Genomic DNA, 26,616 nt, shown 5'->3' on the forward strand with positions numbered 1-26,616 from the left:
TCTTTGGAATAAAATATGGAATTTGTACAAGGTTTGCCTAAAGGTGTTTACGTCGGTCAAACGTGTATTGAGCATCCTCAAGCGATTGCAACGCCAAATCAAAATCTAAAAGGTTTTAATTTAGCATTGCATGTTAATGATGAAGCACAGCGAGTTCAGCAACATCGCATGATTTTGCTTAATCAACTATCAAATTATGGTGTTGATAAGATTACATGGATGACACAAACGCACAGCACGATTTGTCTAACTATCAATGAACAAATTCCATTTAATGCCCCTGAAGGCGATGGCTTAGTCACACAGCGTGCAGGACATGCACTCATGATGATGACAGCGGATTGTTTACCAGTCGTTTTAGGAAATGCTGAGGGTACAGAGGTTGCTAATCTACATGCAGGCTGGAGAGGTTTGGCGAATGGTATCATTGAAAACACCGTCGCTCAGATGCACTCCCAGCCAGCTTGGGCATGGTTTGGAGCTGCGATTAGTCAACCTTGCTTTGAGGTCGGGGCAGAGGTGAAAGCTGCATTCTGTGAAAAATATACTGAACTGGAATTTGCATTTATCTCAGGACAGACTGAGGGTAAATATTTAGCTGATTTATATGCAATCGCTCGATTTATTTTAAATCGCTTAGGTGTGCAGAATGTTTTGGGTGGCAATCAATGTTCATTCCAACAAACAACAGATTATTTTTCTTATCGTCGAGATTCTAAAACAGGACGTATGGCAACATTTGTGTTTATGCAATAATTTTAATTCAATAAGCAGTTGATTCGCTTAGTTGTGATGAAAAATGTTAAACTTGATTCAATTCATTGGTTTTTAAATTTTCCATGTCTTTTATTGATCAAGAAACTCCTAAAGTTCAAGTTTGTGTAATTTTTCATAGTCCTTATGGACATACTGCAAAAGTTGCTCAACATATTGCTCAAGGTGCGGAACAGGGAGGGGCAGAAGTGCATCTCATTTCTGTTGCTGCTCCACAGTGGGATTTAATCGATCAAGCTGATGTGATCGTAATGGGTTGCCCAACTTATATGGGTAGTCTGACTTCTGCGCTCAAGCAATTCATGGAAGACTCGTCTAAGCGATGGCTTGCGCGAACTTGGCAAGGCAAAATAGCTGCGGGCTTTACCAATGGTGGTGGATTAAGCGGTGATAAATTGGCGGTGTTGCAACAGATCAATCTGTTTGCGATGCAGCATGGCATGTTATGGGCGGGATTACCATTTATGCCAACAGGACGAAGTCCATCAGATATTAACCGTATGTCCAGTTTTTTAGGTTTAATGACTCAGTCAGATAATGCAAGCGTCGAAGTAACGCCACCAGAAGGTGATTTAGAAACCGCACGTAAATTTGGCAAATATTTAGCAGAATTACGATTAAAACAGATCAACATCTGATACCTATAAAAAACCTCCAATATCTTTGGAGGTTTTTTTATTATTTATGCAACATACGTGCTTTATCACGCTGCCAATCACGGTCTTTTTCCGTAGCACGTTTGTCATGTAATTGCTTACCTTTGACCAACGCAATTTCGAGCTTAACCAAGTGACCTTTCCAATAGCAGGCTAAAGGAACACATGAATAACCTTTTTGGTTCACTGCGCCAAGTAACTTTTCTAGTTCACGACGAGATAATAATAACTTTCGTGTACGTGTCGATTCAGGTACGACATGGGTTGATGCAGACAATAAAGGCTGAATCTGTGAACCAAATAAAAAGGCTTCACCATTTTTAAAAATGACATAACTCTCAGACAAGGTCATACGTCCAGCACGTAAGGATTTTACTTCCCAACCCTGAAGTGACATGCCTGCTTCAAATTTTTCTTCGATAAAGTAATCGTGACGCGCTCTTTTATTTTGAGCAATCGTGCCACCATTATGTTTTTTTACAACTGTTGCTTGCGCCATAATTCAAACTTCCACAATTGCATCTATTGTGCCGTAAAACGTAACCTTTTTCCATTGTTTAGGAATTTCGCGTTTATTGCGAACTTTTGTTAAAATACACGCCTTATCTCATTCACTTAGAGTACAACGCATGTCTAAAACACGTGTGATTTATCCAGGGACCTTTGATCCGATTACCAATGGACATGTTGATTTAGTTGCAAGAGCATCAAAAATGTTTGATGAAGTTGTTGTTGCAATTGCAATTGGTCATCATAAAAATCCTGTGTTTAGTTTAGAAGAGCGTGTTGAGTTAGCCAAAGCATCATTAAGTCATCTAACCAATGTTGAGTTTGTGGGATTTGATGGCTTGTTGGTTAACTTTTTCCGTGAACAACGTGCTACAGCTGTACTTCGTGGTCTAAGAGCGATTTCTGACTTTGAATATGAATTCCAATTAGCCAATATGAATCGTCAGCTTGATCCTCATTTTGAGTCTGTATTTCTAACGCCTTCAGAGCAATACTCATTTATTTCATCGACATTAGTTCGTGAAATCGCTCGTTTAAAGGGTGATGTAACCAAGTTCGTGCCTGCTGTCGTCGTTCAGGCATTTGAGCGTAAACATCAACAAGGTTGGTAGCGTGTCTTTATATATAACAGATGAATGCATCAATTGTGATGTCTGTGAGCCTGTATGTCCCAATGAAGCAATTTATATGGGGGAATCAATCTATGAGATTGATCCTGCGCTTTGTACAGAGTGCGTGGGTCATCATGACAAACCGCAGTGCCAACTATTTTGTCCAGTTGATTGTATTCCTCTTGATCCCAATCATGTTGAGTCACAAGACCAACTGATGGAAAAATATAAAAAATTGACAGCGCAAAAAAATACAAGCAATTAACTTTGAACTTTGATAATATGCGCCTCGAAGTGGGCTGGACGGTCGCTGCTGTGGAGGTCTCCGTGACTGAAGCAGGGGAGGAAAGTCCGGGCTTCATAGGGCAGGGTGCCAGGTAACGCCTGGGCGGCGAAAGCCGACGGCAAGTGCAGCAGAGAGTAGACCGCCTCATTCGTGAGGTAAGGGTGAAAGGGTGCGGTAAGAGCGCACCGCGTGTCTGGTAACAGTTCACGGCAAGGTAAACCCCACCAGAAGCAAGACCAAATAGGAATCCTGAGGTACGGCCCGTACTGGATTCGGGTAGGTCGCTTGAGCGTATGAGTGATTGTACGCCTAGAGGAATGATCGTCCTCGACAGAACCCGGCTTATAGGCCCACTTCTAAGTTTTTTTGAAAATTGTGCTTGACGTGTGTAGCGAAAGTTAAGATAATGCGCCCACAGTTTTCGGCTATGTAGCTCAGTTGGTTAGAGCACCGCACTCATAATGCGGGGGTCACAAGTTCAAGTCTCGTCATAGCCACCATTTTATAGACCACGCTCCTGCGTGGTCTCTTTTTGTCTATTGTTTTTATAATTTTTTAAATACCTTTTTAACAAACTAATTTTACAGTTTAGTTAAGTGTTTAAATTTTTATGAAATTGCTGAAAAATGATCAAATGTGATTTAAAAGAATAAAAACTGTTCATATGTTCCATATTTTCAACGTCATAGGCTTGACCGTTTAAGCGGAACACTAGATAATGCGCACACAGTTTACGGCTATGTAGCTCAGTTGGTTAGAGCACCGCACTCATAATGCGGGGGTCACAAGTTCAAGTCTCGTCATAGCCACCATTTTAAAAACCACGCTCCTGCGTGGTTTCTTTTTATCTATAGTTTTTTTCTACTCAGCGCTGACTTAAGCTAGATTAGAGATGTGTTTCGATAACTTGTAGGGTCTGAAGGTTGTCGTAGAAAGGTTTTAAAACCATGTGAATAATGGGTTCTAACACATTATGTTCATCTAAGGCTTTAACAACTTTTGGATAAAAACGAACTGCCTCATTGTGTAGATCGCTTTCTTCCAAGCCAATAGCTGTGAAAACATCTTGTAGGCTTTCATCTTTATAAAAATCATAGAAAACTTTAACGCCATAGAGAATCAGATCTTGCAAAAATGAAGACTGGCGTAATTCTTTCCAATACTCATAGATCATCACAAAGAACTCTTCTACATCTAGAGGAGTGACTTGCTTAGTGTATTCAGAGAGTGGTTTAGATTTATTATCGTCCCATATATTGCGTGCCAAACTTTCTAGATCATCATTTGATAATAGACTCAAATCAACAAGTTGTTCTTGAATAAAGCGTGCAATACTTTCTTCTATTTTTTGCTCAATACGTTGTTGTTGGCGATAGGAAAAAGTTTTTAATTTCTGCTGCCATTCATATTTACTATCTTGAGCTTTTTCTTCATCAGCTGTAGCAAATAGTTTGGGTAATTTATTTTGTAGTGTAGAGGTTGCTATATATAAGCAGAGCTGCTCAATGGATGGGCTTTCTTTTAGAAATTTATTCAAATATTGTCGAATATTATCTAATTCTAAGATTTTAGATAGCCACATTTCAAATTGATGATCTGAGAATACATCTTGGAGTTGTGCTGAGGATTGCAGGGAAAAAACATGAAGACGTTGGGCAATTTCTCCAATGAATTCTAATAGTCCAGCACCTAATTGCATTTCAAAAGCATAGCGTTTAACTACAGCTTGAATTTGATCAAGCTCTACAACTTCTTTCAGTTTTATATTCGGAGCATGTTGTAAAAAAAGCTGAATAAACTGTTGGAAAAACTCGGGTGAGAGTTGAGTAGTGAGTTGGTTTTTATAAAAGGCCACTTGCTCAAGCATAAGTGCTTGAGCAAGTAATTGTGACTTTTCAGAAACAATTTTTTCAGTCATTCGTTGTCCATCCGTTGACGATAGGGTAGCGTCGTTCACGGCTAAAAGCACGTGAGCTGATGCGTGGTCCGATTGCACCTTGACGACGTTTGTATTCGTTGCGATCAACCAATCGAATCACTTTTTCTACCACTTCTGCTTCAAATCCTCTTGCAATAATATCTGCTTGGCTTTGATCTTCTTCGATGTATGCATAAAGTATCGCATCAAGCACATCGTAAGCTGGTAAAGAGTCTTGGTCGGTTTGATCAGGGCGTAACTCGGCAGAAGGAGGTCGGCTGATTACGCGCTCTGGAATTACTGGGGTTTCACTTAAGGTATTACGATATTTTGCTAATTCAAATACGATAGTTTTGTAGACATCTTTCAATACAGAAAAACCACCAACCATATCGCCATAAAGGGTGCAGTAACCAACTGATATTTCAGATTTGTTACCAGTCGATAATACGAGATTACCAAACTTATTAGATAACCCCATCAATAGCGTACCGCGAGTACGTGCTTGTAAGTTTTCTTCAGTTGCATCAGCTGGTGTGTTTCCAAAGAATGGATAAAGCGTTTGCATAAAGCTATTTACAATAGGGTGGATCTCAGCAATACCAAAAGTTACGCCCATACGACGAGCTTGCTCGGTCGCATCTTCCACACTCATTTGTGACGTGTATGTATATGGCATCATCACTGCTTGAACTTTATCTGCACCGATCGCATCCACTGCGATTGCAAGTGTTAATGCAGAATCAATACCACCAGATAAACCTAAAATGACACCTGGGAAGCCTGAACGTTGAACGTAATCACGAGTTGCCATTACGAGTGCTTGATAAATTTCAGCAAAGGTCTCAAGTGCAGGAGCTGATTCAGTTTTTTTGAATTCTTTTTGCTCTGCATCATATTCAACAAAATAAATTGATTCTTGGAAACTTGGAGCTTGTAGTGCGATGTCTCCATTTTTGTTGGTTACAAAACTTGAACCATCAAAAATTAGATCATCTTGACCACCTACTTGGTTAACATAAACCAGATTGAGATTTAACTGTTTAGCTAATTCATTTAAAGTTTGGATGCGATGTTGCGGTTTACCTACTTCGTAAGGTGAAGCATTAAGAACCAATGCTGTTTCTACATTGAGCTGGCTTAATTGCTTAACAGTATTCAGTGACCAAACATCTTCACAAATAAGTACACCAAATTTATGACCTAAATATTCAAAAATTAGATGCTGATGACCTTCTTGGAAGTAGCGTTTTTCATCAAAAACACCATAATTTGGCAAGTTATGCTTATTATAAATCCCTAAAACTTGTCCATCTTTCATCACGGCTGCTGAGTTATAGCGGTAGCCATCTTCGGTTTGATGAACAAAACCAAATACCATGACGATATCTTTGACTTCACTTAATTGTGCAAATGCTTTCTGAGTGCGTTTGCTTAAATTAGGTCGAATCAATAAATCTTCAGCTGGATATCCGATTGTTGATAATTCTGGAAAGATGATTAAATCGGCTTGCTGCTGTTTTGCTAAATTTGCTTGCTCAACCATCTTTTGAGTATTTGCGTCAATATTGCCAATATGCGGAGAGAACTGGGCAAGGGCAATTTTAAAATTTTTCATTCAAACTTAATCCTGAGTCTTAACATGTGTTGATATACAAGTTCTTGATTTGTGTAAGTATAATTTTAAAGAACGTTGTATATCATAGCGCCAAACATTCTATATCTTAAAGAAAAATGACAAGGTGTCTAATATATACTAATTGCACATTTTTCTGCGTAAAAATAACAAGTTTTTCTGTTTTAAAGAGCAACATTTTTAAATGGTTGCGTAGTGATGGTGCATGACTATGAATAAACTTAGCATTGTCATTTATTCTTTTTTTTCGTGTCACTTTCGCATACCGAAATGACAGTTCAATGACATGAATAGAAACACTCTTTTTCGATTATTTCGGTAATGGGATAAAAAAATACAAAAAATTAGAGTTTTCGTAAAATTTAAATCTATCAAAAACATAATTTTATTGAATTGAGTCTTTTTTGACCGTTCGTCGGGAATCCTTTTGCTACACTTGAGTGTACAAATGTGCACTGCTATTATCCTAATTAATGTGAACATTTGTACACTAGATGTAACAGTAAAAATATGCATTTCGCATATAAAAAGAGGAAATAGAAATGTCAGTACTTTTAGTTTTAGTTGTTGCGTCTTGTTCTGCTATCGCAGTAGGTCGTGTGGGAACTATCTTGTTAAACCAAGATGATCAATAAATAGTTTTATAAATAATGGTCTCTTAAGAGAGGTAATGATTATGTCAGTTGTATTTTTTCCAGTAATTGCGTTTGGTTTAGCTGTTGTAGTTGGTCGTATTGGTACTTTAATGTTCCAAGAGCAAGTACAAGAGTCAGAGTAAGTTTGATTAATTAAACTTTTGATGAGAGGTAATAAGTTATGGTAATTCCAACAATCTTATATCCAGTAATTGCTTTTGGATTGGCAATTGGTGTGGGACGTATCGGTACAATTGTTAAAGATGCGATGCGTGTAGATTTTGCGACTGAAATGGATGATAGTCATGAACTTAGCTCAGAGAGCAGTAAAAACACAGCAGCATAGAATTGCTGATGATGTTTCAAGCTGAAAAGCCCTGTAAATAAACGACAGGGCTTTTTTATTTCTGAAGAATAATATTTGGAACTTTTTTTAGAAAAATATCACGTGCGATGTCGCCTTGCTGTTCAATGTTATATTCATTGAATTTCTTTCCAACTATAAATTGATACCGATAAGGGTTGTATCGTTTAAAACTTAGATAATAACCAAGTTGCAATATTGCACCTTTTACAATCACATTTGTGTTTTGCTGAAACTGCAAGATATGTGCAAGTTCATGAATGAAGAGACTTTGCAATCCGATTGAACATTTTGAGTAATCTTTACTAAAATATTTTTGATGAACGTACAGGTTACCATTTGGCGCTATAAATATATTTTCAGGTTGCCAAGGTAGATAGGGGATATTGAAAATTTTTACTTCTGAATAATGAATGAGTTCACCAAATACAGATTGAGCAATCGCAATTTCACCATTAGTTAAGCCACGATACTCAAATTCTTGTATGTTGAGGAAGGAAATCAGTTCAGAGATCAGTCGAGATCTTAACCATTCAACACGATGCTTTAAAAGTTTATTCATTTGAGTTCTATAATTGTATTTGTTTAAAAGTATGACCTCAATTCAAATAAAAAAAGCCCCAGTTAAAACTGAGGCTTTACAACAACGAGAATGACAACTGCAAATAAAATCACTGTTGGCATTTCATTAAAGAAGCGCCAAAACTTATGAGATTTATAATGTGCATTCCCGATGAGTTTCTTTCGGTAATAGCCACATACAAGATGGTAAATGACTAGGAGTCCTACTAAAGCTACTTTAAGATAAAACCATAAGGCTTCATGATAATGGCGAGTGGCATCACCCCAATCCACAAGGAAATGGGCAGTCACAAGCGTGGCAATCATTGATGGCCACATGATGCCACGATATAACTTACGTTCCATTACTTCAAAGCGTTGATGACTTACAGCATCCTCACTCATCGCATGATAGACATAAAGCCGTGGTAGATAGAACAACGCAGCGAACCAACACACCACAGCAATAATATGTAATGCTTTTACCCACAAGAAAGCATCAGAAGGTGCATCCATCGATAATCCTACGTGGGATTATGCATCCCACTTCTTGAAAATAAGGCAAGCGTTAACACCGCCAAAGCCAAAACTGTTACTCATCACAGTATTCAGTTTTGCATCACGTTTTTCAAGTACAATATCGAAACCTTTCGCGCCTTCATCTAGTTCTGTAACGTTGATGTTCGGTGCGATGAAGTCATTTTGCATCATTAGCACAGAGTAGATTGCTTCCTGTACACCTGCTGCACCCAAACTGTGGCCAGTCATCGATTTAGTTGAGCTTAGTGCTGGTACATTACCTTCACCAAAAGCACGTTCCATTGCTTTTAACTCGGTTACGTCACCCGCAGGTGTTGAAGTCCCGTGAGTATTGACATAGTCGATTTGTTCAATGCCGTGTTGTTTTGCTTCATCAAGTGCCATCAGGATACAACGCGTAGCCCCTTCACCAGATGGAGCAACCATATCTGCACCGTCACTGTTGGCAGCATAAGCAACTACTTCTGCCAAAATGTTCGCACCGCGTGCTTGAGCATGCTCAAGTGATTCAAGAACTACAAAGCCACCACCACCCGCGATCACGAAACCGTCACGGTCAGCTGAATAAGGACGAGATGCTGTTTCTGGCGTATCGTTATATTTAGAACACAATGCACCCATAGCATCAAAAAGTAAGCTTTGAGACCAGTGATCTTCTTCACCACCACCAGCAAGCATTAAATCTTGTTTACCTAATTGAATCAGGTTGTAAGCATAACCAATTGCATCAGCCGAAGTTGCACACGCACTAGTAATAGAGTGAGCAATACCTTGTAGTTTTAATGCAACACCAACGTTTGCAGTAATCGTATTACTCATGTTGCGTGGAACAAAGAAAGGTCCAATTTTACGTGCACCTTTTTCTTCCAGTAATTTAACCATCTCTGCAACAGAAGCAGTTGAGTTACCGCCACTACCACCAGCAATACCGTATCTTGGGTTGTTAGCTAGGTCTTCTTGTTTGAGACCTGCATGTTCAACGGCTGCAATAGCGGCATTGTAAGCATACATCGCACACACGCCCATGAAGCGTTTCAATTTACGATCAATGCCATCAAAATCTTGAACAGCTGCTGCGCTCACATGACTTTTGAAATTAAGTTCAGCATAAGTTGGGTTAAAACGTGTCCCAGAGATTCCATTTTTTAGAGAATGAGTAACCTCTTCCAAAGAGTTACCGATACATGAGTTGATGCCCATACCAGTGATTACAACACGTTTCATTTACAGTTCCCTTTTATGGTAATACTAAGCCTTGTACAACATCGCTATAGTTAAAATCAGGAGAAAATAACGATCAAATCGGCTCATGAGTGAATGACACCATGATAGCAGAAAGGTTTTTTATTTCTTATGGCAAATATTATGTCTATTTTCAGTTGTGTAAAGATTAGTAAGTTTAGAACGACTTAAGGTGAAAGCTAATGAAATTATACAGATTCAAGTTGAGATAAATCTGTATTCAACCTAGTATTTACCTAGAAATGCACAGATTAAAGAATAGAGGTACTTGATGACAAATTCTAAAAATAAGCAAACTTCAGGTTTATTTGCCCAAGCATTTGGAGTGGCTAAAAAGCTCAGCTCTGAATTGCAAAAACTTCAAGTTGCCCCGATAACATCTGATGCGAAACTTTCCAATTCATCTAATATTGTTGAAGGAAATGCGCGTTTCAAAAGTCCATTTGAAGTTGAGAAATATGAAAGCCCTCAACAAATGTTGCGTCAACAACTTCCTAAATTGTCACATCAATTGCTAGGTAAGCATTATACGAAGGTAAATAATGTGGCGACTTTTGTTTCACCTGATTTAGGTGAAAAAGTTTCAGATTATTTATTTCAATGGTTGAATGAATTTAGTTCAAATAGTTCTTTGACAGAAAAGATTCTCGAAGAAGCAGGAGTTAAAGATCTTGCTGAGTTGACACAGGATACTGGGCGCTCGCAACGTTTAAGTCAGGCACTCATTGAGCAAAATAAATTACTTGCAGCTGCTCAGGGATTAATTACTGGTGCTACTGGTGTTTGGGGTGCTGCAATCGATATACCTGCTTCGATTGTTTTGGCATTACGCACGATTTACCAAACTGGTCGCTCTCATGGTTTCGATTTATCTGAAGAGGTTGATCAAGATATTGTGGCCTTTATTTTTAAAGAAATTGATTTAGGTCTTGTCGCAGAAAAACAAACATTATTACTTGCTTTAAAAGCTTTACAATCAATGTTAGACACGCATGATTTGCAACATTTCCAACAGTTATTAGGCTCTAATAATGATGTTGAATTGTTGAAGAAGTGGTTGGTTGATGCTGATGGGCAATTTAAGTGGGGGTGGTTAAATCATATTCCACAAGCTTCCGTGATTGGGAAACTAACACCGATCGCGGGTGCAGTTGTCGGTGGTTTTTATAGCTGGAAACTTCTAGAAGATGTGGGGCATAAATCACAATCAGTTTTTGGGGCGGCGCGATTCTATATAAATGAGCATCCTAATGAAAAGGTTTCTCCATTAGAGGCGTATTACAAAGCTGAAGCATTATTAAGAAAAGCAACTCCGAAACTTTTACAGGCAACAGAACTTGATGTCGCAAGTAAAATAGCTCCAGCCGAAAATCTAAAAAATGATGTTATTACTCATGTAGCTGTTCAGACAAAAGATGAACTCATAGAAAATTCAACAAAAGATGAAAAGGTTGAAGAGAGTATTCAGAAGCTTGCTGAGCAACATGTAACAGAACATGAATATTCTCAACAAAAACCAGCGATTAAAGCGACAGATGGTGATGACACCTTGGCTGATGAGACGGAACAGTTATCCGAACAAAAGACAATAGATATTGAGCCTGCATCAACAAAGCATAGCTAATATGTATGTGAAGTATAAAAGCATCTAAAAGTTAACAAAAATCTAGAAATGGTCAACACTTGCTTTAGCCTGCAATGTTGACCATTTTTACTTCTTGACTTACAATTGTGTGCCCTTAAAAAGAGGTGCTTTTCTTTTTAAGGTTGTTTAATAACGGGAGAATTGCCAAATGGCAACAACAAATCAGTTGATCCGTAAGGGTCGTACAACTTTGATTGAAAAATCAAAAGTTCCTGCGTTGAAGGCTTGTCCACAACGTCGTGGTGTATGTACACGTGTATATACGACTACTCCTAAAAAACCTAACTCAGCAATGCGTAAGGTTTGCCGTGTTCGCTTAACTTCTGGTTTTGAAGTATCAAGCTATATCGGTGGTGAAGGTCATAACTTACAAGAGCACAGTGTTGTTCTAATCCGTGGTGGTCGTGTTAAAGACTTACCAGGTGTACGTTACCATACCGTTCGTGGTTCTTTAGACTGTGCTGGCGTGAAAGATCGTAACCAGTCACGTTCTAAATACGGTGCTAAACGTCCTAAGAAGTAATTCTAGGCAACCAGCCCAAACAACCCTTTAGCGTTTCGCTTGTTTGAATTCTTCATAGATTTGTAATTCAAGCGACGTATAGTAAGGCCAGCGTAGCGTACATGGCACTTGTACAAACTGCTGGATCATCCTGAAGTGTCATAATATTAGGTGTATTAAAATGCCAAGACGTCGCGTAGTCGCTGCTCGTGAGATCCTTCCAGATCCAAAATTTAGCAGCCAAACAATCGCTAAATTCATGAACCACGTAATGCAAGATGGTAAAAAATCTGTAGCTGAAGGTATCGTTTACGGTGCTTTAGAGCGTGTTCAAGAAAAAAACAAAGTAGACCCAGTTGAATTTTTCGAGACTACTCTTGAAAAAGTTCGTCCTATGGTCGAAGTAAAAGCACGCCGTGTTGGTGGTGCTACTTATCAAGTACCTATGGAAGTACGCCCATCCCGTCGTACTGCCTTAGCAATGCGTTGGTTAGTAGATGCTGCTGCTAAGCGTTCTGAAAAAACGATGGCTTTACGTCTTGCTGGTGAGTTGCTTGATGCAGCTGAAGGTAAAGGTGCAGCGATCAAAAAACGTGAAGACGTGCATCGTATGGCTGAAGCCAACAAAGCCTTCTCTCACTACCGTTTCTAAACGGATAAAACAGTCCCTAATCAGGAGAATATTCATGCGTACAGCAGCTCGATTCAACATCGCTCTTTATCAAAGTGGGAGCTTTGCGGGTATTTAAGTTGCCTGCTTGGATATTCGTGCGCATCAATTTAATTGATGCGTCCTGTTTTAAAGATAACATTTAGGAATGTAAGACATCATGGCTCGCCAAACCCCGATTACTCGTTACCGTAACATTGGTATTTCTGCGCACATTGACGCAGGTAAAACAACTACAACTGAACGTATCTTGTTCTACACAGGTGTATCTCACAAAATTGGTGAAGTACACGACGGTGCAGCAACAATGGACTGGATGGAACAAGAGCAAGAGCGTGGTATTACCATTACTTCTGCTGCTACGACTTGTTTCTGGTCTGGTATGGGCAACCAATTCGAACAACACCGTATCAACGTAATTGATACACCGGGACACGTTGACTTCACAATTGAAGTTGAGCGTTCTATGCGTGTTCTTGACGGTGCGTGCATGGTTTACTGTGCTGTTGGTGGTGTTCAACCTCAGTCTGAAACTGTATGGCGTCAAGCTAACAAATATAAAGTGCCTCGTTTAGCATTCGTGAACAAGATGGACCGTACTGGTGCAAACTTCTTCCGTGCTGTAGAGCAAGTTAAAACTCGTTTAGGCGGTAACCCTGTACCTATCGTTGTACCAATCGGTGCAGAAGATACATTTGCAGGTGTTGTAGACCTTATCGAAATGAAAGCGATTATCTGGGATGAACCATCTCAAGGTATGAAGTTTGAATATGGTGAGATTCCTGCTGACCTAGTTGATACTGCTAACGAATGGCGTACTAACATGGTTGAAGCGGCTGCTGAAGCTTCTGAAGAGTTAATGGACAAGTACCTTGAAGAGGGTGATCTTTCTAAAGAAGACATCGTTGCAGGTTTACGTGCTCGTACATTAGCATCTGAAATCCAAGTGATGCTTTGTGGTTCAGCGTTCAAAAACAAAGGTGTTCAACGTATGTTGGATGCTGTGATTGAATTCTTACCATCGCCAACAGAAGTTAAAGCGATCGAAGGTATCCTTGACGATAAAGCTGAAACTAAAGCATCTCGTGAAGCATCTGACGAAGCTCCGTTCTCTGCGCTTGCGTTCAAAATCATGAACGACAAATTCGTTGGTAACTTAACTTTCGTACGTGTTTATTCTGGTGTTCTTAAACAAGGTGACCCAGTATATAACCCAGTTAAGTCTAAGCGTGAACGTATCGGTCGTATCGTGCAAATGCATGCGAATGAGCGTCAAGATCTTGATGAAATCCGTGCAGGTGATATCGCAGCGTGTGTAGGTCTTAAAGACGTTACAACTGGTGATACATTATGTGATGAGAAAAACATCATTACACTTGAGCGTATGGAATTCCCTGAGCCAGTAATTTCATTGGCTGTTGAACCAAAAACTAAAGCTGACCAAGAAAAAATGTCAATTGCTTTAGGTCGTTTGGCGAAAGAAGATCCATCGTTCCGTGTACGTACTGACGAAGAATCTGGTCAAACAATTATTGCTGGTATGGGTGAGCTTCACCTTGACATCATCGTTGACCGTATGAAACGTGAGTTCGGTGTTGAAGCGAATATCGGTAAACCAATGGTTGCTTATCGTGAAACGATTAAGAAAACTATTGAGCAAGAAGGTAAATTCGTACGTCAAACAGGTGGTAAAGGTAAATTCGGTCATGTATATGTTCGTTTAGAGCCACTTGATGTTGAAGCTGCTGGTAAAGAATACGAATTCGCTGAAGAAGTTGTTGGTGGTGTAGTACCAAAAGAATTCTTCGGTGCAGTTGATAAAGGTATTCAAGAACGTATGAAGAATGGTGTCTTGGCTGGTTACCCAGTTGTAGGCGTTAAAGCTGTTCTTTTTGACGGTTCTTACCACGATGTCGACTCTGATGAATTGTCGTTCAAAATGGCTGGTTCTTATGCGTTCCGTGATGGTTTCATGAAAGCAGATCCAATTCTTCTTGAACCTATCATGAAAGTTGAAGTAGAAACTCCAGAAGACTACATGGGCGATATCATGGGTGACTTAAACCGTCGTCGTGGTATGGTTCAAGGTATGGACGATCTTCCTGGTGGAACAAAAGCAATTAAAGCAGAAGTTCCATTAGCTGAGATGTTTGGTTACGCTACTCAAATGCGTTCTATGTCTCAAGGTCGTGCTACTTATTCTATGGAATTCGCTAAGTACGCTGAAACTCCACGTAACGTGGCTGAAGGCATCATCGCTAAGTTCCAAGCTGGCGGTAAAAAAGGTGACGACGAGTAATCTTTCGATTACTATATTACCCAACTAAAATTTAGTTAAAAACCAAGCGCTCATGAGCGACCCTCATGAGCAGTTTATAAAGGAAGATCATCATGGCTAAAGCCAAGTTTGAACGTAATAAACCACACGTAAACGTGGGTACAATTGGTCACGTTGACCATGGTAAAACAACTTTAACTGCTGCGATTGCAACAATTTGTGCAAAAACTTACGGCGGTGAAGCGAAAGATTACTCACAAATCGACTCTGCTCCTGAAGAAAAAGCACGTGGTATTACAATTAATACATCACACGTAGAATACGATTCTCCAATCCGTCACTACGCTCACGTAGACTGCCCAGGCCACGCCGATTATGTTAAAAACATGATTACTGGTGCTGCTCAGATGGACGGCGCGATCCTTGTGTGTGCTGCGACTGATGGTCCAATGCCACAAACTCGTGAACACATCCTTCTTTCTCGTCAGGTAGGTGTACCTTACATCATCGTATTCTTAAACAAGTGTGACCTTGTTGATGATGAGGAATTACTTGAATTAGTAGAAATGGAAGTTCGTGAACTTCTTTCTACTTATGACTTCCCAGGTGATGACACTCCAATCATCCGCGGTTCAGCTCTTCAAGCATTAAATGGTAACGACGGTCCTTACGGCGAAGCTTCTGTTCTTGCACTTGTAGAAGCGCTTGACTCTTACATCCCAGAACCAGAGCGTGCAATCGATAAAGCATTCTTGATGCCAATCGAAGACGTATTCTCTATCTCTGGTCGTGGTACAGTAGTAACTGGTCGTGTAGAAGCTGGTATCATCAAAGTTGGTGAGTCTGTTGAAATCGTTGGTATCCGTGATACTCAAACGACTACAGTTACTGGCGTTGAAATGTTCCGTAAACTTCTTGACGAAGGTCGTGCGGGTGAGAACTGTGGTATCTTACTTCGTGGTACTAAGCGTGAAGACGTACAACGTGGTCAAGTACTTGCTAAACCAGGTACAATCAAGCCGCACACTAAATTCGATGCAGAAGTATACGTACTTTCTAAAGAAGAAGGTGGTCGTCATACTCCATTCCTTAACGGTTACCGTCCACAGTTCTACTTCCGTACAACTGACGTAACTGGCGCGATCAAATTACAAGATGGCGTAGAAATGGTAATGCCTGGTGACAACGTAGAAATGTCAGTAGAGTTAATCCACCCGATCGCAATGGACCCAGGTCTACGTTTTGCGATCCGTGAAGGTGGTCGTACTGTAGGTGCTGGTGTCGTTGCTAAAGTAACTGCATAATCGCCTAGAGTGATCGAAAAAACACCCCTTATGGGGTGTTTTTTTATATCAATTGTTTGACAATTTTATTGAATAGTGTCCCAAACTGATACTTCGCTGTCCCAAACTGCACTTAATTGATTCATATAAAAACGTAATATAAAACTCAAGAAAACGAACAAAAGTGCTCAGTGAAAAAAGTTCACTGAAAAGGAGTAGGCGGCATGAATGCTAAAGTAAATATTTCAAATCGTGCAGGTGCAAGTTTCCCAGTACGTCGTATGAATTTTGATTTTGATCAAGTACCTGAATACTGGATGAGTGGCTCAGCAGGTCTTACACATTTTATGACTGCATTATCTGCTTTATTTCCAGATGGTGAGAAATTATTTATTGATTCAGTTCGTGCTGTGCGTTATCACCCAGCGATTAAAGAGAATGAAGAGCTGCAAAAAGAGATTAGTGCGTTTATTGGTCAAGAAGCAATGCATACTCAAGAGCATGTTAATTTCAATGCTTCTGCTCAAAAATACGGTCATGATGTAAGAGCTTTAGAGCAAATTACAGGTCGTTACATTCAATTTGCCTTAAATAATTTTTCGAAAATCGTAAAACCTTTTGGTATGACACGTGAGATGGTTGATCTCACAGCTACGACTGCCCTAGAGCATTTTACAGCGACGATTGCATCTGAATTATTGCGTAATAAGCATATCCAAGATTTGATGACTGATGACACAATGTCTTATATGTGGTTCTGGCATGCAGTTGAGGAAAATGAGCATAAAGCAGTTGCATATGATGTATATGAGTCTGTTTTTGGCACAGGAATTAAAGCATACGGCTTACGTACAACAGCGCTCGTATTTGCCATGACTTTAATTTTTATTCTTCAGTCATACTTCACTTTACGTTTGCTTAAGCAAGATAAAAAGCTAAATCTTAAAGAGTTGGGAATGATTTATAAGTATGGTTATAGTCCATCAAAAGGGATCATCGCAGGAATGGCAGGAGAAATGCTGGCGTACTTTAAACCACGTTTCCATCCGAATGATTTAGATACAGTTCAATTATTAAAAGATTGGAAAGCGAAATTAGGTTTGTAAGCCTTATTTTCTTCAATACTGTTTGTTTTTAAAGGGCATGAATTTGCCCTTTTTCTATTTTAAATATTTTCATAAAAAGTTGAAGACATGTCCTAAGATGATGCTTTTATGACCTTATCTGCACTTAATTAAAGCATGATAAACAGCGTATAAAATAAGAATGGATAAAAACAAAGAATGGATTCATCATTAAGGAGAATAAGGTATGAATGCTAAAGTCAATATTTCAAATCGTGCTGGCGCTAGTTTCCCTGTACGTCGAATGGATTTTGAGTTTGGTGATGTGCCTCGATATTGGGCAAATGGTGATGCTGCACTCACACATTTTATGACTGCTTTATCAGCGCTATTTCCTGAAGGTGAACAATTTTTTGTAAACAGTACTCGTGCAGTTAGAAATGATCCTAAATTAGCTGACCCTCGTTTACAGAAAGAAATTAGTGCTTTTATTGGTCAAGAGGCGATGCATTCGAAAGAGCATTTAGCGTTCAATGCATCTGCTCAAGCCTATGGTTATGATGTTCGTAAGATGGAAGAGCAAACAGGCAAAGTGATCAATTACGGTGTTAATGTAATCAGTACATTACTTAAACCTTTTGGTTTCAACAAAGAAATGATTGGATTAACTGGAACATGTGCTTTAGAGCATTTTACTTCGACGATTGCTGAGGAATTATTAAGTAATCCAGATATCCAATCGATGTTCATGGATGAAACCATGTATCATTTGTGGATGTGGCATGCTGTTGAAGAAAATGAACATAAAGCTGTTGCCTTTGATGTGTACGAGGCAATGTATGGTCAAGGTGCTAAAGCTTATTTTATGAGATCACTAGCACTTGTGATTGCAATGGGTCTGATTTTTATTACCCAATCCTATTTCACTGCAAAACTACTCAAAACTGATGGAAAACTAACGTGGCGTGACACGAAATATATGCTGAAGTTTATGTATGGTTATAGAGGTTTTATGACCCGTCAAATACCAACTTTACTGGCATTTTTAAGACCTAAATTTCATCCAAATGACTACGACACCACTGAATTATTAAATAAATGGCGTGCCGAGTTAGGTTTTAATCCCCACTAAATAAAATGGGCAATCAATCAGATTGCCCATTTTTTTATTTAAATTTGGTTTTAAATTGTCGATAATCTGCCAATTAGGTTTTTGACAAGGTGTTCACGTGATTCGATTGATGCAAGAAAAGGATTTGGATAAAGTTGCTGAGATTGAATGTTTAGTTCAAACACATCCGTGGTCTAAAAAACAATTTCAGGAGTCTTTGCTTTCTTACCAATGCACAGTCTATGAAACTAAAAATCAAATAGTAGGATTCTGTATTTTACAGCCTGTGTTAGATGAAGCTAATTTGTTACTGATGGCGATCCATCCAAGCCAGCAGGGCAAAGGTCTTGGATACGAGTTGTTAGATTATTCAATTCAACTTTTAAAAAATAATCCTATCCAAATTTTTTTAGAAGTACGTCAAAGCAATCATGCTGCAATTCGTTTGTATGAAAAAATGGATTTTCATCAAATAGATTTACGCAAAAATTATTATCCCAATTTGGATGGTACAAAAGAGCATGCTGTGATTATGGTCAAAACATGCACTGATGATTTTGCGTCTTTATTTAAATCCTAAATTATTTAATGATTAGATCATCCCACTCTGAAGGTAGTGTACTCATGAGTGAGTTTCCGAGTTGATGAATTTCTTTCTCAGATAATGGGCGATTGAGTCTACGCCATTGACCATCTAGTAATAGTTCAAGTGGTGTGTATTGTGACTTGTAGTTCATTTTCGCTGAGTGTGGCACCCAATAACCAAGATACAAATAATCAAGATTTAGAGTTTTTACATATTCAATTTGTTTAAGAATGGCATAAACGCCCAAGGAGCGACGTTGTTCATCTGGGTCAAAGAATGTGTAAACCGCAGATAAACCATCATCCATCAAATCACAAGTAGAGACCGCAATTAGTTTTTGGTCTTTCCATAATTCGATAAAAAAACTTTCAGTGCAACTGTGTACGAGAAACTTCTCAAACTGATCATAGTTGGCTGGATACATATCACCATCTGAATGTCGCTCGTTTATATATCTCTCATAAAGCTGATAATGTTGTTCTGTCGCTTGCGTGGTAGGCAAGATATTCATGCTTAAATCTTGATTGCGTTTCCATGCCTTTTTTTGGCTGCTATTCATTTGAAATTCTTGAATAGGAACTCTACACGACAAACATTGACGACATAAATGACATTCTGGGCGATAAACAAAGTCACCACTGCGACGAAAACCAACACGTGACAGTTCAGATAATGTCACCACATCAATGCGATGAATTGGATCTAAGAACACCATCCGAGCTGATTTGTTATCGAGGTAACTACAGTCATGTGGTGGAGTAATGTAATACTGTAAGTCATTTAAAAGGGACTTGGGTTGGTATGATTTCATTAATCTGTCCCTCCAAGGTGTTAATCCGTTAACCGTCTAATTTTGAAAAAAGAGCTATTGTTTTACTTGAAAATACACGTTCTTGATAACTTTTCCAATTGATAGAGGGGGTAATAATTACATCTTGTAACGATTTTAAATAGGCTTGGCGAGAAAGTGTACGTGCTCCAAGACTTAAAAGATGATCGTTGACCAATTGGCAATCGATCCAAGGCAGTTGATTTTCCTGTCCAATTAACATCAGTGTATAAAATGCCATTTTAGAGACATCTGTTTCGGTGCTAAACATCGACTCACCAAAACATCCTTTACCAATAGTGACACCATACAGGCCACCTACAAGCTGTTCATTATTCCAGACTTCGACACTGTAGGCATATCCTGCTTTAAATAGAGCTGAATATCCTTCAATTATATCTTCACTAATCCATGTCTCATTTGCATAACTTCGTGGTAACGAACAGGCACGAATGACTTGTTCAAATGCATGATTAATCGTAATTCGATAATCATGTTTTTTCATATTTCGTAGTAAGGATTTGCTCGGTTTATATGCCTCTGGTTCGATAATGCAACGTGGTTCAGGACTCCACCAACAGATAGGTTCATCTTCGTTGAACCATGGAAATAATCCATGTGTGTAGGCTTCAAATAATGTAGACGGTGAAAGATCTGCACCAATACAGATGAAACCATGTCCCTCAGGATCTGCTTCAATAGGATCAGGAAAAATATATTGAGAGGGTGGAAGTTGATGCATAATAAAATGAATATGGAAAGGATTCAGATTAAACTAATCTAAGAAAGGTCGAATGGCAAATCTAGAACTTTGCCATTCGATCATCAGTATTTAATTAAATAATCGTAATTGTTTCGCGATCTCCAACTTCTTACTTTCTAAAAATATTTGGGCTTTAGATTGGATAATTTCAATGCTTTTAACCTGATCTGAAACCGTTTGACCATCTTTATCTAAAACTAACCACCCAAGTTGTTGGATGACATCTTGCACATAGTAAGCAAAATCTGTTGCAGTCGTTAAACCATCTATAAAATGAGCGCGATAAAATAATTGATGAAAATGTTCAGTCGGTATACCAATGCCTGTGATTGGACTAATTAAAACGCCATAGTTTTGATGAAAACTCGCTTGTTTTAAAATGTAATGATTCAGATTATGGCAATGCTCGAACATTTTTTGAGATGGTTCATTATTTTGACATGGTTGAGCTAGTCCAAGATGGCACAGGATAACGAGCGCATTTAAGATTTTTGCATAGTGAAGCTCGGGAAAACTAGCTTCTAAATCTGCAATAGTGAGCGGTTGATAGTTAACTTCAGCAAATCGATTGCCAATTGGTTGATAAATTTCCTCTATCAAATTGAATGTCCCCAATAGTCCTGTAATGCTACTCGGTAATTGCTCTTTGGCTGTTAGAAGCACAAATGCTGTTTTTCGGAGTTTTGCTTGGACTTGTAATGGGGTTAAATTATTTTTGCCTCGAATAAATAAATCTCGTCTAAATTGTGTGTTGGCAAAATAATCTCGGCACTGTTCTTTGAAAATCGGGTGTTCAATCGCATTTAGAAATTGCTGATGTTCTTCTGAAAAATTAATGTTATCTAAATGCGTTCCTAAGTCTGTAGACCCAGCATAAGATAATTTAATTTCATCTAGGATTCTGACTACTTGCTGAAATGAGAAACATTGCCAATCTTGATTCAAATATTCATGAATTAAGTAATTTGGATTTTGTTGTTTGAGATCGATTACTTTTTGCAAAGCATTGGGATTTCTTTGAGCAAAGATTGGATTTTGTTTAAGTAGTTCTTCGCTAAAATTTAATGCTTCATTCACTTTTTGCAGTGGGTTTGTACTTTTGCTATTAAATTTAAAATGGCTATGAAATAACTCGCGTATAGGCATATTGGCAGCCCAACCTGTCACACAGTTATAACTGATATAGACAATACCATTGGGTTTTAAATATTTACGAATGAATTTCAAAATTATGTGTTGGTTTTCATAACTTATCCAGCTCCATATTCCATGTAGGCTAATTGAATCAAACATGGGTAAATCATTTCGATTTAATAATTCTTCAAAGCTATCATCAAAAAAATACGGTTTAGTTTGGCTATGTTGTGCTAATTGGTTGGCATGAGCTGCATGTGCAGGGTTAAAGTCCGTACCGTAAAAATTGGCATCAGTACTTGCTGCATGTATGTTGATGCTGACACCTTGCCCAAAGCCAAGTTCACAATGTGTTTGATTTGTCTGAATATCTGGACTACCTATCCCATTTAAAAGTAAGCAGAATTTTTGGAAGTTAGGGCTAAGATCACGATAATACCCATAGGTGTAATTGACTTCAGTTTGGTAGCCATTGGTCCATGTTGTTGTCATGTATTCATCCAAAATATAATTGTTGTTAAATAAAGCCATGTTTTTGATTGTATATATCATTTAACAAAAAAAGCCACCATAAAGATGGTGGCTTTTTAAACTTAATGTAAATTAGTTTAAATTATCAAGATACTTCTCAGCATCTAATGCTGCCATACAGCCTGAACCTGCTGAGGTAATCGCTTGACGATAGATACTATCAGCTACGTCACCAGCAGCAAAGACGCCTTCAATTGATGCTGCTGTTGCATTACCCGAAGTGCCACTTTGAACTTGAATATAACCATCACGTAAGTTCAATTGACCTTCAAACATATCTGTATTTGGTTTGTGTCCAATCGCAACAAATAGACCTTGTACTTGAACATCTTGTGTACTTGAATCTTGGGTAGATTTGATACGTACAGATGTTACACCAGTATTGTCACCCAATACTTCATCGACTTGATGGTTCCAAATGATGCTGATTTTGCCTTCTTTTTCTTTCGCAAAAAGATGATCTTGCAGAATCTTTTCAGAGCGCAAGCTGTCACGACGGTGAACTAATGTGACATGAGCTGCGATATTTGAAAGATAAAGTGCTTCTTCAACTGCAGTGTTACCACCACCCACAACCATGACATTTTGGTTCTTATAGAAGAAACCATCACATGTAGCACAAGCGCTTACACCTTGTCCCATGAATGCTGCTTCTGATTCAAGACCTAAATACTGAGCTGTCGCACCAGTTGCAATAATGAGAGCATCACATGTGTATTCTTCCATATCGCCTTTTAAAACAAACGGGCGTGTTTTTAAATCAACTTCATTGATATGGTCATATACGATTTCTGTACCGAAACGTTCAGCATGGGCTTGCATACGCTCCATAAGTACAGGACCAGTTAATCCTTCAGGGTCACCAGGCCAGTTATCAACTTCAGTCGTCGTTGTTAATTGACCACCGAGTTGTAAGCCAGCAATGAGTGTTGGTTTAAGGTTTGCACGCGCTGCATAAACTGCTGCACTGTAACCCGCAGGACCAGAACCCAAAATAATTAACCGTGAGTGACGAGCGCTCATTAAAGAACATCCTTTTTATATTGAAAATGCTAAAATTATACGTGAATCCGTAGGGGAGTGGGCTAAATCGATGATGATAATATTGATTAACTCAATCGAATTGCGCTATATCCGATCAGGATGTTAACAACAACAGTAAACAATCGTGCATCTTTTTTGTAAGAACACGTGCATAATATTAGACTTATTGATTAGGGTTGTTTAGACCTTAAATAATAGACAAACAAATAACGAAATTGGGTTACAGGACTGTATATGACTGCGGTGTCAAGTGTTTATGCACAACGCTTTTTAATGACATTATTTTTGATTTCTTTTGGCATTTATCTATTTCTTGCCACAGTAACCTATACTCCATTTGACCCAGGTTGGATGCATATATCTAGTGATACCCAACAGGTTTCCAATGCGAGCGGTGTTGCAGGTGCTTGGATCGCAGATTTGTTATTTGGATTCTTAGGATGGGCGAGTTTACTGCTCCCGATTTTTTTGTTTATTGAAGCAATCCAAGTATGGTGGCCAAGAAGTTTCCTTAATCGTCCGTTTCGTTATGCTGCACAATTCTTTCTCGTGTTATCTGTGGCGAGTTTGTTCTATCTGCATTGGAATACTCCTGCTGACACTCTAGATAATGCAGCTGGTGGAATTATTGGTTATGAGTTGGGACAAAGTCTAACTGGCTTGCTGACAATATATGGTGCAACGTTATTTTTACTCGCATTTAGTATTTTGTTATTAACTTTAGCCTTTGGAATCCAATGGGATAAAACATGGATTACTCTAAAGAAAACACCCGCATATTTGCAGGATCTATTTTATAAGAATGTACCTCAACAAGAGTCAGCGTATGATCGTACTGAACAAATTACGATGACTGAAACACCGTTAAAAACAAATGCTCAGACTTCTGCTACTGCTGTAGGTACAGAACCAGTATTAGCCAATCATTCTACTCACGATATTATAAACCAAGAGAATCAAACTAAATTTGATGATTCTCATCATCAGGTATTGGCTGAGCGACTATTTGCCGATGTAGCCGCAAAAGAACTACAACGCATGAATGTCCAAGAATCAAAACCAGAGGACGATTTCGAGCAAACATTAAAACGTGCGCACCAATTCGAGGCTGAAAGTCAAAGACTCATACAAACTGGTGAGGTTTGGCGTGCACTGCAACATGATGAACAAAGCCATAAACAAGAAATAGATGCTTTACTGAAAGCTGCAGATGATCGTAACGAGCTTGATGATCATCAGATGTTAAATACATCATCACATTCTAATGTTGTTCAGAAAACTAATCATCGTGATTTAGATTGGAATGATGATGAAATTTTTGATGAATTACTCGCTGCTGTTCCAAATAGCAAAACAGCGACAGATGTTCATACACCATTCAATCAAGAGTTGCAGACTTCTTCATTACAACAAAAACAACAGTTTGAGGTGGATGAAGATATTGATGAATTTGAATTCGCTGTAAAGACAGAGAATACTGTAGTCGTTGAAGAAAATATTCATTCCCCGATAAGTGCTCATGATGAGGTGAAACAAACTAAGAAATCTGAATTTGATGACTTCGATGATTTATTGATAGACGAAGATGAGTTTAAGACACCTTCGACAAGCACGAGTTATGCACAGTCATCTGCTTTAGTAAAAGCACCAATTGAAGTTGAAGCACCAAAAGAAACATTATCTAAGGAAGCATTCATCGAGGCATGGCAGGAAACAGCTGGTAAAGCAGAACCAGAATTAGAAATCGATTTGGATGATGATTTTGATCTAGATGCTCCTTTAACTGATGCTTTCGGACGACCAATGTCACGAGCAATGCAAGTTGCCCAAAAGCGACGTGACTTACCTACCTTGCCTGGTTTGGAGTTATTAGATCGTGTTGATCCAAATAAGAAAGTGAATTTTACAGCCGATCAACTGGCTAGATTATCTGAATTGCTTGAGATAAAACTGCAAGAATTTAATGTCAAAGCACAAGTGGTGGAAGCACAGCCTGGACCAGTAGTGACACGTTTTGAACTTGATCTTGCACCAGGTGTTAAAGCATCAAAAGTTACTAATATTTCACGCGATCTAGCGCGTTCAATGTCGATGGCTTCCGTACGTGTTGTTGAGGTTATTCCTGGTAAACCATATATCGGGATTGAAGTACCTAATAGTTCTCGTGAAATGGTGCGCTTGATCGAATTATTGGAAACCCCAACTTATCGTGATCCAAATAACTTGATCAGTATGGCGATGGGTAAAGATATTTCAGGAAATCCAGTACTGACTGATTTAGCCAAAGCACCACATATGCTAGTAGCGGGAACAACAGGCTCAGGTAAATCGGTTGCAGTAAACTCGATGATTTTATCGATGTTATTAAAGTATACCCCTGATCAATTACGCTTAATTTTGATCGATCCAAAACAACTTGAGTTGGCAAACTATAGTGATATTCCTCACTTATTGACACCTGTAGTAACAGACATGAAGGATGCTGTTAGTGCTTTAAATTGGTGTGTAAATGAGATGGAGCGTCGTTATAAGTTGATGTCATTCTTGAAGATTCGTAAATTAAGTGACTATAACCGTAAAGTTGAAGAAGCGATTGCAAATGGTGAGGATTTAATTGATCCGACGTGGAAACCTAGTGATTCAGCAACTCAAGAAAGAGCACCTCGATTAACACCATTACCTTCGATTGTTATTGTTGCCGATGAATTTGCAGACATGATCATGCAGGTGGGTAAAAAAGCTGAAGAAATGATTACGCGTTTGGCGCAGAAATCACGTGCCGCTGGGATTCATCTTTTACTTGCAACACAACGTCCATCTGTCGATGTTATTACAGGTCTCATTAAAGCCAACATTCCAACGCGTGTGGCTTTACGTGTGAACAGTAAGATCGATTCACGTACCATCCTTGATGCGGGTGGTGCAGAGGACTTACTTGGACATGGTGATATGTTATTCCTTGGACCGGGTAAAATCGAGCCTGAGCGTGTTCACGGTGCATTTATCAGTGATGATGAAGTGAACCGTATATGTGATGCTTGGCGTGAACGTGGTGAGCCAAATTATGTGGATGAAATCTTGACGCCGTTCGATGAAGAACCTACATCACGTGGTTTTGAAGATGGCGATGGTGATCCTAGTCGGGATGCTCTATATGACCAATGTGTTTCTTTTGTTTTGGAAACCCGAAAAGCTTCAACTTCATCACTTCAACGTAAATTTAGTTTAGGTTATAACCGAGCTGCACGAATTATCGATCAGATGGAAGAGAATGGAATTGTGAGCTCAATGGGGGCAAACGGGAAACGAGATATTTTGGTTTAAACTAAATGATCATTTAAAAAGCCTCAATTTCGAGGCTTTTTTATTTTCATTTTTATAGATTAAATATGGTAAAAATCACGTTTTTTAATTAAGCTGATAGACCATCGTCTCAGCATCGA

The 26,616-nt window shown here is 38.8% G+C and carries 24 protein-coding genes, 2 tRNA genes and 1 other RNA gene; 17 read left to right on the forward strand and 10 right to left on the reverse strand.

What is annotated here, in order from left to right:
* Positions 1 to 15: 15 nt before the first annotated feature.
* Both pgeF and H2677_RS04015 read left to right on the forward strand, forming a co-directional pair.
* Complete coding sequence (gene pgeF, locus H2677_RS04010) at positions 16 to 756, forward strand: peptidoglycan editing factor PgeF (protein WP_212639193.1); 741 nt, start codon at positions 16 to 18, stop codon at positions 754 to 756.
* Positions 757 to 839: 83 nt separating this feature from the next.
* On the forward strand, positions 840 to 1,412 hold the full coding sequence (locus H2677_RS04015; protein WP_004913972.1) for a flavodoxin family protein: 573 nt from the start codon (positions 840 to 842) through the stop codon (positions 1,410 to 1,412).
* A 40-nt stretch (positions 1,413 to 1,452) separates the two neighbouring features.
* On the opposite strand, the gene smpB is transcribed toward H2677_RS04015, so the two are convergent.
* A complete protein-coding gene (gene smpB, locus H2677_RS04020) occupies positions 1,453 to 1,929 on the reverse strand; it encodes an SsrA-binding protein SmpB (RefSeq protein ID WP_004663490.1) in 477 nt (158 codons plus the stop codon).
* 130 nt (positions 1,930 to 2,059) lie between these two features.
* On the opposite strand from smpB, the gene coaD reads away from it, so the two are divergent.
* The 5 genes from coaD (at position 2,060) to H2677_RS04045 (ending at position 3,649) form a co-directional block, all read left to right on the forward strand.
* The gene (coaD, locus tag H2677_RS04025; RefSeq protein ID WP_004913971.1) at positions 2,060 to 2,551 is read left to right on the forward strand and encodes a pantetheine-phosphate adenylyltransferase; all 492 of its coding nucleotides are present in this window, start codon (positions 2,060 to 2,062) and stop codon (positions 2,549 to 2,551) included.
* Between the two features lies 1 nt (position 2,552).
* Positions 2,553 to 2,816: a YfhL family 4Fe-4S dicluster ferredoxin gene (locus H2677_RS04030; RefSeq protein WP_004913970.1), complete on the forward strand. Its 264-nt coding sequence runs from the start codon at positions 2,553 to 2,555 to the stop codon at positions 2,814 to 2,816.
* A 26-nt stretch (positions 2,817 to 2,842) separates the two neighbouring features.
* An RNA gene (gene rnpB, locus H2677_RS04035) (RNase P RNA component class A) lies at positions 2,843 to 3,198 on the forward strand.
* A 62-nt stretch (positions 3,199 to 3,260) separates the two neighbouring features.
* Positions 3,261 to 3,337, forward strand: a tRNA-Met gene (locus H2677_RS04040).
* Positions 3,338 to 3,572: 235 nt separating this feature from the next.
* A tRNA-Met gene (locus tag H2677_RS04045) sits at positions 3,573 to 3,649 on the forward strand.
* A 74-nt stretch (positions 3,650 to 3,723) separates the two neighbouring features.
* On the opposite strand, the gene H2677_RS04050 is transcribed toward H2677_RS04045, so the two are convergent.
* Positions 3,724 to 4,755, reverse strand: a complete 1,032-nt coding sequence (locus H2677_RS04050; protein WP_212639194.1) for a hypothetical protein — start codon at positions 4,753 to 4,755, stop codon at positions 3,724 to 3,726.
* Positions 4,748 to 6,373 carry an NAD+ synthase gene (locus tag H2677_RS04055; RefSeq protein WP_112987590.1) on the reverse strand — a complete coding sequence of 542 codons (1,626 nt, stop codon included), beginning with the start codon at positions 6,371 to 6,373 and terminating at the stop codon, positions 4,748 to 4,750. The genes H2677_RS04050 and H2677_RS04055 overlap by 8 nt, the downstream gene beginning before the upstream one ends.
* Positions 6,374 to 7,207: 834 nt before the next feature.
* Here H2677_RS04055 and H2677_RS04060 point away from each other — a divergent pair.
* Entirely contained in the window at positions 7,208 to 7,372 is a 165-nt protein-coding gene (locus H2677_RS04060) for a hypothetical protein (RefSeq protein ID WP_004952664.1), read from the forward strand.
* A 55-nt stretch (positions 7,373 to 7,427) separates the two neighbouring features.
* On the opposite strand, the gene H2677_RS04065 is transcribed toward H2677_RS04060, so the two are convergent.
* From H2677_RS04065 to H2677_RS04075, 3 genes are all read right to left on the reverse strand, one after another.
* Entirely contained in the window at positions 7,428 to 7,952 is a 525-nt protein-coding gene (locus H2677_RS04065) for a hypothetical protein (protein ID WP_212639195.1), read from the reverse strand.
* A 62-nt stretch (positions 7,953 to 8,014) separates the two neighbouring features.
* Positions 8,015 to 8,467 carry a CopD family protein gene (locus tag H2677_RS04070; RefSeq protein WP_004952667.1) on the reverse strand — a complete coding sequence of 151 codons (453 nt, stop codon included), beginning with the start codon at positions 8,465 to 8,467 and terminating at the stop codon, positions 8,015 to 8,017.
* A gap of 18 nt (positions 8,468 to 8,485) precedes the next feature.
* Positions 8,486 to 9,715, reverse strand: coding sequence for a beta-ketoacyl synthase N-terminal-like domain-containing protein (locus H2677_RS04075; protein ID WP_004952669.1), 1,230 nt, complete (start codon positions 9,713 to 9,715; stop codon positions 8,486 to 8,488).
* Positions 9,716 to 10,004: 289 nt separating this feature from the next.
* Between H2677_RS04075 and H2677_RS04080 the strand changes: the two genes are divergently transcribed.
* The 8 genes from H2677_RS04080 (at position 10,005) to rimI (ending at position 18,866) form a co-directional block, all read left to right on the forward strand.
* Entirely contained in the window at positions 10,005 to 11,357 is a 1,353-nt protein-coding gene (locus H2677_RS04080) for an EcsC family protein (RefSeq protein ID WP_212639196.1), read from the forward strand.
* Between the two features lie 169 nt (positions 11,358 to 11,526).
* The gene (rpsL, locus tag H2677_RS04085; protein ID WP_004638184.1) at positions 11,527 to 11,901 is read left to right on the forward strand and encodes a 30S ribosomal protein S12; all 375 of its coding nucleotides are present in this window, start codon (positions 11,527 to 11,529) and stop codon (positions 11,899 to 11,901) included.
* Between the two features lie 160 nt (positions 11,902 to 12,061).
* Positions 12,062 to 12,532, forward strand: coding sequence for a 30S ribosomal protein S7 (gene rpsG / locus H2677_RS04090; RefSeq protein ID WP_004638185.1), 471 nt, complete (start codon positions 12,062 to 12,064; stop codon positions 12,530 to 12,532).
* A 178-nt stretch (positions 12,533 to 12,710) separates the two neighbouring features.
* Positions 12,711 to 14,849 carry an elongation factor G gene (gene fusA / locus H2677_RS04095; protein WP_075696218.1) on the forward strand — a complete coding sequence of 713 codons (2,139 nt, stop codon included), beginning with the start codon at positions 12,711 to 12,713 and terminating at the stop codon, positions 14,847 to 14,849.
* A gap of 92 nt (positions 14,850 to 14,941) precedes the next feature.
* On the forward strand, positions 14,942 to 16,132 hold the full coding sequence (gene tuf / locus H2677_RS04100; protein WP_004913952.1) for an elongation factor Tu: 1,191 nt from the start codon (positions 14,942 to 14,944) through the stop codon (positions 16,130 to 16,132).
* Positions 16,133 to 16,335: 203 nt separating this feature from the next.
* The gene (locus H2677_RS04105) at positions 16,336 to 17,217 is read left to right on the forward strand and encodes a metal-dependent hydrolase (RefSeq protein WP_004952673.1); all 882 of its coding nucleotides are present in this window, start codon (positions 16,336 to 16,338) and stop codon (positions 17,215 to 17,217) included.
* A gap of 205 nt (positions 17,218 to 17,422) precedes the next feature.
* A complete protein-coding gene (locus H2677_RS04110) occupies positions 17,423 to 18,307 on the forward strand; it encodes a metal-dependent hydrolase (protein ID WP_004952675.1) in 885 nt (294 codons plus the stop codon).
* A gap of 97 nt (positions 18,308 to 18,404) precedes the next feature.
* A complete protein-coding gene (gene rimI, locus H2677_RS04115; protein ID WP_004913946.1) occupies positions 18,405 to 18,866 on the forward strand; it encodes a ribosomal protein S18-alanine N-acetyltransferase in 462 nt (153 codons plus the stop codon).
* 1 nt (position 18,867) lies between these two features.
* Here rimI and H2677_RS04120 read toward each other — a convergent pair whose 3' ends face one another.
* From H2677_RS04120 to trxB, 4 genes are all read right to left on the reverse strand, one after another.
* Entirely contained in the window at positions 18,868 to 19,683 is an 816-nt protein-coding gene (locus tag H2677_RS04120) for an arginyltransferase (RefSeq protein WP_004913944.1), read from the reverse strand.
* Positions 19,684 to 19,711: 28 nt separating this feature from the next.
* Complete coding sequence (aat, locus tag H2677_RS04125) at positions 19,712 to 20,443, reverse strand: leucyl/phenylalanyl-tRNA--protein transferase (RefSeq protein ID WP_099948230.1); 732 nt, start codon at positions 20,441 to 20,443, stop codon at positions 19,712 to 19,714.
* Positions 20,444 to 20,533: 90 nt separating this feature from the next.
* Positions 20,534 to 22,090 (reverse strand): class I SAM-dependent methyltransferase, encoded by a 1,557-nt coding sequence (locus H2677_RS04130; RefSeq protein ID WP_212639197.1) that lies wholly within the window; start codon positions 22,088 to 22,090, stop codon positions 20,534 to 20,536.
* A 111-nt stretch (positions 22,091 to 22,201) separates the two neighbouring features.
* Complete coding sequence (gene trxB / locus H2677_RS04135) at positions 22,202 to 23,152, reverse strand: thioredoxin-disulfide reductase (RefSeq protein ID WP_004952686.1); 951 nt, start codon at positions 23,150 to 23,152, stop codon at positions 22,202 to 22,204.
* A 255-nt stretch (positions 23,153 to 23,407) separates the two neighbouring features.
* Between trxB and H2677_RS04140 the strand changes: the two genes are divergently transcribed.
* On the forward strand, positions 23,408 to 26,497 hold the full coding sequence (locus H2677_RS04140; RefSeq protein WP_212639198.1) for a DNA translocase FtsK: 3,090 nt from the start codon (positions 23,408 to 23,410) through the stop codon (positions 26,495 to 26,497).
* Positions 26,498 to 26,616: the final 119 nt, after the last annotated feature.

The organism is Acinetobacter junii (assembly GCF_018336855.1).
In the GTDB taxonomy this organism is placed as follows: Bacteria; Pseudomonadota; Gammaproteobacteria; order Pseudomonadales; family Moraxellaceae; genus Acinetobacter; species Acinetobacter junii.